Source organism: Priestia sp. P5_B4, from assembly GCF_056400385.1.
This window is the reverse complement of sequence record NZ_JBFULJ010000173.1, coordinates 1-6,281: the sequence shown is the minus strand read 5'-3', so window position 1 is coordinate 6,281 and position 6,281 is coordinate 1. Positions and strand designations below refer to the sequence as shown.

The 6,281-nt window shown below is 35.6% G+C and carries 7 protein-coding genes and 1 pseudogene; 4 read left to right on the top strand and 4 right to left on the bottom strand.

All coding sequences use genetic code 11. The features are described 5' to 3' along the window. Positions 1-620: pseudogene (locus tag AC1DRF_RS14260) on the bottom strand (IS3 family transposase); the annotation flags it as partial. Beyond that, a complete protein-coding gene (locus AC1DRF_RS14255) occupies positions 596-889 on the bottom strand; it encodes a transposase (RefSeq protein WP_477740983.1) in 294 nt (97 codons plus the stop codon). The gene AC1DRF_RS14255 and the pseudogene AC1DRF_RS14260, both read right to left, overlap by 25 nt. A 157-nt stretch (positions 890-1,046) precedes the next feature. Between AC1DRF_RS14255 and AC1DRF_RS14250 the strand changes: the two genes are divergently transcribed. The 4 genes from AC1DRF_RS14250 to AC1DRF_RS14235 all read left to right on the top strand — a co-directional run bounded on the left by AC1DRF_RS14250 (position 1,047) and on the right by AC1DRF_RS14235 (position 5,686). Then, positions 1,047-2,063, top strand: coding sequence for a hypothetical protein (locus AC1DRF_RS14250; RefSeq protein ID WP_477740982.1), 1,017 nt, complete (start codon positions 1,047-1,049; stop codon positions 2,061-2,063). A 337-nt stretch (positions 2,064-2,400) separates the two neighbouring features. Next, entirely contained in the window at positions 2,401-3,519 is a 1,119-nt protein-coding gene (locus tag AC1DRF_RS14245) for a helix-turn-helix domain-containing protein (RefSeq protein WP_477740981.1), read from the top strand. Continuing rightward, positions 3,512-4,438 (top strand): alpha/beta hydrolase family protein, encoded by a 927-nt coding sequence (locus AC1DRF_RS14240; protein ID WP_477740980.1) that lies wholly within the window; start codon positions 3,512-3,514, stop codon positions 4,436-4,438. The genes AC1DRF_RS14245 and AC1DRF_RS14240 overlap by 8 nt, the downstream gene beginning before the upstream one ends. Positions 4,439-5,209: 771 nt before the next feature. Then, entirely contained in the window at positions 5,210-5,686 is a 477-nt protein-coding gene (locus AC1DRF_RS14235; RefSeq protein WP_477740979.1) for a hypothetical protein, read from the top strand. A 32-nt stretch (positions 5,687-5,718) separates the two neighbouring features. Here AC1DRF_RS14235 and AC1DRF_RS14230 read toward each other — a convergent pair whose 3' ends face one another. Beyond that, positions 5,719-5,943, bottom strand: coding sequence for a helix-turn-helix domain-containing protein (locus tag AC1DRF_RS14230; protein ID WP_477740978.1), 225 nt, complete (start codon positions 5,941-5,943; stop codon positions 5,719-5,721). Between the two features lie 117 nt (positions 5,944-6,060). Beyond that, positions 6,061-6,281 (bottom strand): Gfo/Idh/MocA family oxidoreductase (locus AC1DRF_RS14225; RefSeq protein ID WP_477740977.1); only part of this gene is annotated, 221 nt, incomplete at its 5' end.

Below are 6,281 nucleotides of genomic sequence, written 5' to 3'. Positions count from 1 at the left end.
CCTGTATATTGGGATCCCTGGTCTGTATGGATAATTAATCCTGTTGGAGGATGTTCTTTGTTATATCCTTGTAAAAAAGCGTCTATCACAAGAGAATCTTTCATCCSTGTACTCATAGACCAGCCACTCACTTTTCTCGAGTACATATCCACAAATACCGCAAGGTATAARGTRCCCTTTTGAGTAGGGATATAGGTAATRTCACCGACCCATATTTTATTTCGTCCGTCTGTGTGAAAAACTTGATTTARGAGGTTGGGTCTTTCTATAGAAGGTRATTTTTTATTATAACGTTTATAGCGATACCKRCTTCCTTTCGCATAYAGGTTCATTTSACGCATCAGTTTTCCTACTCTTTTTCKRTTTACCTTGATTCCCTTCTTYTCAAGAACCTTTGTAAYTCTTAARGATCCRTATCGMCCCTTATGTTCCTTAAATATCTCCTGTATTTCYGYACGTAACACTTCATTCTCTAAAGCYCTTTTAGAAGGTTTTCTCTGTAAATATTCATAGTAACCTGATCGTGAGATGTTTAAYGTTTTACAAGCCTTCTTGATGTTATAGTTGTGTTTATTTTCTTTTAAGAATTGAAAYCTTACACATTCTTTTTCTTCAAGAAGACCCGGAACTTTTTTARTARATCAAGCTCTTTTCTAAGTTCTTCATTCTCACGYTTRAGCTTTTTCATTTCATACTGGGAATTATAAAGTGCGCTYCCACGGCCTGGAAACGCACTTTCCCCATATTCTTCRTATTCACTTAYCCAACGATATAGYGTATTWGRATGAATAGATAATTCTTTCGCAACCTCTTTTACAAATAGGTTCTCTTCCAGYACCAACTGAACKGCAGCCATTTTRAATTGACGATCATAAACTTTTCTACCCATAAACCGAATCACCTTTTYCTCTTAATTTAGTGTCCAGTTTATCGTACCATTTCCAATACAGGTATTTTATATGAACTGGAGAATAAAATGTCTTGATGATATTTTTTGCATTTGAAGGATATCTCTTACCTATAAAATAGAAAGAAGGGATACTTATATGCGTCGTCTTGCGCCCGTATTTATTCTCCTTTTGCTCGCCCCAGCCTTAGGTGAATTACTTCTTGGTGACATACCGTTTAGTTTTGCACTTATACCTATTTTTTTGCTTGATATGGCTCTTTATGGTACTGGGGCTATACTCATTCGTGAGACAGTACGTCGACGGGACCTTGKTTGGCCCGGAATCCTGTTATTAGGGACAGCATATGGGATTGCTGAGGAGGGATTAGCAACACAGAGCTTATTTAATCCGCATTTTCCGGGGGTAGAATTAGGTACGTATGGTAGTTTATTTGGCGTCAATTGGGTTTGGAGTCTATATGTTCTTGGCCTTCATATTATATGGAGTATTTCAATTCCCATCTTATTAACGGAATTATTATTTTTTAACCAAAGGAAAGATACATGGCTTAGGCTACCGGGAATGTGGATAACAGGTTTTATTTATGTTTTCTCATTAGTTATTGTCGCAATTATGTATGTAAATCTCACAAATTTTAGCGCTTCTCTAATGTTGATCTGCTGTACTCTCTTATTAATTATAGGAATTATTTTGTTAACGCTACGATTGCATATTTTACCGGCCGACACTTTACCTGATAGAAATATTCGAGGGCTGCCATCTAAATGGACAATTGGTTTAATTTCTTTTTTCGCAGGAGCTATATTTTTTGGGGTCCATGAAATTTCCCCTTCTGTATTTATGATTCCTGCTTCCGCCCCAGTGTTAATCGATTTAGTTCTATTCGTATTAGTAATTTTATTGAGTAGACGCTGGCTCTCTCAACATAATCAATGGAAAGATAGTCATAGTTTAGCTTTTGTATCAGGATCTATACTTAATACCTTATTATTTGGTTTCTTTGTAGCTGCTGGAAACACTGTGAATGTCATTTTTCATGCAATTCTATGTGTAATAACAATCGGTTTATTAGTAATTTTCAATTGGAAACTTCATACAAGAAATATTCACTATAAAAATGTTGATGGGGAGTCTAATATCACTGTGGAATAATGGAATCTAGATGCTAAAACAACAAACAAAATGATCACAGCATTAAAAAAAGCCCTTTTATCAAGGGCTTTTTGCAGTTTAAACCTAGAAGAATGAGATTTATTATTGTTCATTGTATTTCGAAAAGGACTTATGGAATAATTGAACTTGAGCGTCGTAACTATGAAAAACAATTCAATTAGAAATACATAAAACAAAAACCTATTCACAATGAATAGGTTTTTTTGAATACACAATCTTGTTTCTTAATGGTTGATTTTATCAACCAAAGTAAAGAATAACTCCATTGGAATTGTCGGTAAAATACATTTTAATAGTAAGAGAGGGAGTGAAAATGATGAGAGAAATAGGTATTGCAAAAGTTATTACAGCAAAAAGAAAAGAAAAAGGCATTACCCAGGATAAACTTGCTGAGTTTATTGGTGTATCGAAGGCTTCTGTATCAAAATGGGAAACTGCTCAGAGTTATCCGGATATAACCTTGCTACCGCAATTAGCATCTTATTTTAACATTAGTATTGATGAACTTATTGGTTATCTACCGCAAATGACGAAGGAAGATATAAATAAAACATATCACCAATTAGCTGCTGAATTTAGTCGTAAGCCTTTCGAGGAAGTCCTTGGTGAATGCCGTGCGGTCATAAAGAAGTATTTCGCCTGTTTCCCCTTGTTGTTGCGAATGGCAGTATTATTGTTAAATCATTACATGCTTCAAGAAGAAAAAGAGAAACAGGAAGCACTATTACAGGAAATTGCTGACTTGTGTGAGCGTATTAAAATAGAAAGCGATGATGTTTGGATTGCTCAACAGGCAAACTCCTTAGAAGCTGTATGTCGTATATCAATGAATCGACCGGTAGAAGCTTTGGAACTGCTTGATGAAACAATGAAACCACCTATAAGTGATAATTTTTTGCTTGCTAAAACTTATGAAATGATCGGAAATAGAAAGAAAGCAAAATCAGCTTTACAGGTTAGTCTTTATCAGCATTTGCGTGGTCTTCTTGGGCCTGCACAGTCCTATTTGATGTTGATTGCCGATCAACCTGAGAAGTTTGAGCAGGCGCTTGACCGTTTTATAAAAATTTCTAAAGTCTTTGAAGTAGAAAAATTAGATCCTAATTTGATGTGCCTGCTTTATTTAGCAGCGGCACAAGGATACACGACGCAAAACAACTTAGAAAATGCACTTGAAATGCTCGGAAATTACGCGAACATTTGCACGACATCACTTCTACCTTACAAATTGAAAGGTGACCCCTTTTTTGACAGCATTGAAGATTGGCTCAATGATTATGATATTGAAGCCCCCAGAGACGAGAAGACCATAAAAGAAAGCATAGTACAGAGCGTTGCAGAAAATCCTGTTTTTTCTCCTTTGCACAATGAATCAAAATACAAAAGCATCGTTGATAAACTTAAGAGAAATCTAGGAGGTAAATACAATGGCTGATGAAAAAATTGTTATAGGTGAGGAAACAAAATATCCTCTTAATGGAATATTGACCATACCTAATAAAACTAATGTATTGTTTCCTGCGGTTGTTTTAGTTCAGGGCTCTGGCCCAAGTAACATGGATGAAAAAATCGGAAATATTTTCCCTTTTAAAGACCTCGCTGAAGGTTTGTCGGAAAAAGGAATTGCAGTAATACGTTATGACAAGAGAACCTTTGTATATGGCAAAGAAATGAGAACCGATACTGAACTATCAGTTAAAGAAGAAACCATTGAAGACGCCAYCCTTGCAGCTGATCTCTTACGGAAAGATTCACGTATTGATTCAACTAAAATATTTATTGTTGGTCATAGCTTAGGCGGGATGTTAGCCCCCCGGATTGATGCAGAGGGTGGAAATTTTACTGGAATCATTATCATGGGTGGTTCACCACGTAAATTTGAAGAGATTTTAATGGATCAAAATAACGATGTTTTAAACTCTTTGAATAAGCTTTTAAAAGTGATTGCTAAGAAACAAATAGCAGCATTATCATCAAGATTTGACAACATCTATACCCTAAGTGATGAAGAAGCAAAATCAACCGTCGTTTTAGGAAAACATGTTAGAGCCTACTACTTAAAAGAAATGGGCGAACACCCATCTACCAATTATCTAAAGGTGTTAAATAAGCCAGTACTAATTTTGCAGGGAGAGAAAGATTTTCATGTATCAGTGGAAAAAGATTTTAATGGTTATAAAAAATTATTGGGGAATACCCCCAATGTAACGTTTAAACTCTATCCGAACCTGAATCACGCGTTTATGCCTTCTGTTTATGGAGAGATACGAAAGTTTAAAAAAGAGTATAAGGTTGCACAACATGTAGATAAACAGGTTATAAATGATATTTCTGATTGGATTCATTCGGTATAGGAAAAAGTCAGACATGCAGAGGTAGATAACCATAACTGTTTTTATTGACAAACTAATATTTTTAATATTAATGCTATGGGACGTCCTAGTTAGCAGGTGTTTCTTTTTTTATATAAGATGTATAATTCGACTAAAGCTATGCTGTTTAGCTTCACCTTTAGATGGAGGGAAATCTTGCGATTTCTCGTCCATTTTATGAAAAAGATAAGCGACTAGGATAACCCCCAGCATATAAAAACCCATTGCTTCTTACATAATCAGCTGCCCCTTACCTACTGCGGTAACGGTTCTTTTATATTTTTCGATTGGACAGGCAAACTTACTGCATTAGCTACATAGTATCTAAAGAATCTTAACTTCATTATCTAATTAGTAGTTAGTTCAGTATCGCTACCRCGTTAATACAAGCTTTATAYGCGTARTGAWGCCCTTTRTGGAACCTGTAAGGGAGCTGAGCCGAAGAGGCGAATGGGGCGACCGGATGCACTTTTTTGAAAAATGCTATACACCAAATACGAAAAAAAAAATTTTAAGAAGTAACTCACATGAACAGCGAAATGAATCGTTTTAAAACAATTAAGCAGAGCAACACACTTTTAATCATCCTCCTAAAGTGGTTTCTTATTTGATAAATAGAGACATTCTTTATAAAACCACATCAAATGATTGTGCAAACTGTTAAAACAACGTATTCTTAAACTAGAAAAGCAACAAAAAACACATAAAAAAGGTTTTTTTTCGCGTTTATTTAGCTGATGGAGGAAATTGGTTATGCAAGATAAAATACAGGTTATTGAGGCTAAAAAAGAGACGTTGGAACGTCAATTAAAAGCAATCACTAACGATTACGTTAACGATCCTGAGACAGTTGCGCAGCTGGAGCTCGCGATTCGGATTTATGAAGATGTTCTTTCTATTCTTAGTGAACCTTCAGAAGAAGAAAAAAGCTGGATAGATACCTCCTTAGATGGTCCTAGTTTAAAAGAAAGTGATATAGCCAATTTAAAGGGTTTTAAAAAAGGAAAAAATGGAGTCATTACCTTTCAATTTACCATTCATGGAGAAGTGCATGAAGCGACTGCAACTTACGTGGAGAACGTACTTAACTTGAATACTGTTTCAAAGGTTGGAGAAGAAGGCATGATTTCTTTATCTTCCAACAAAGATGGCATCCGAAATCTCCTGCATATTGAACTGCTTTTAAATAGCATCATTGGAACGCAGCGTACTTTTTCAAGCAAACCATAACCCCATGTTATACCTAAATAACATGGGGATTTTTAATTAAAAAAGTCGTTGATATCTTTGTTTTTATCAATTTTTTTCACCGTATCTATGATTTTTTTTAGTATTTTAGGTGTCGGTATGTAATCTTTCTTATTACACAAGCGCCAAACGGTATTACGTGAAACCTTTGCCCGTTCTGCAAACTCTGTTTGCTCAATACCTTCTCTGTCGAGCCACTTGCCGAATTTGCTACGTTTTGGATTATGCCATGGTAACATTTCTACATCACTCCTTTTCTATTATCCTGTCCAATTTTCACCTACTTTAACCTGCTTTCATCTAAGTGAAGCTAAAAGTGGGCATAAAGAGGCAAATTTCGAATAGAATAGAAGAAATTAAGTCAATTTGTGTATCTTGTCGACATTTTTGGAATAATCATATAGCATGAATACAGTTAAGACCGCCTTATACACTAATACATAATGGGCGGTGCGCTTCATAAAACCTACCATTACTTTTACGCCAGCTTCCCTAGCAGCATCTGAAATCTCTTTTGCTTCCCTTTCATTCAGCCCCAAAGGCTTTTCCACATAAACATTTTTTCCCGCTCGAATGC

Coding starts and splice junctions, on each gene's coding strand:
- AC1DRF_RS14245 (WP_477740981.1), top strand. CDS start 2,401: ATGAGAGAAATAGGTATTGCAAAAGTTATTACAGCAAAAAGAAAAGAA.
- AC1DRF_RS14235 (WP_477740979.1), top strand. CDS start 5,210: ATGCAAGATAAAATACAGGTTATTGAGGCTAAAAAAGAGACGTTGGAA.
- AC1DRF_RS14230 (WP_477740978.1), bottom strand. CDS start 5,943: ATGTTACCATGGCATAATCCAAAACGTAGCAAATTCGGCAAGTGGCTC.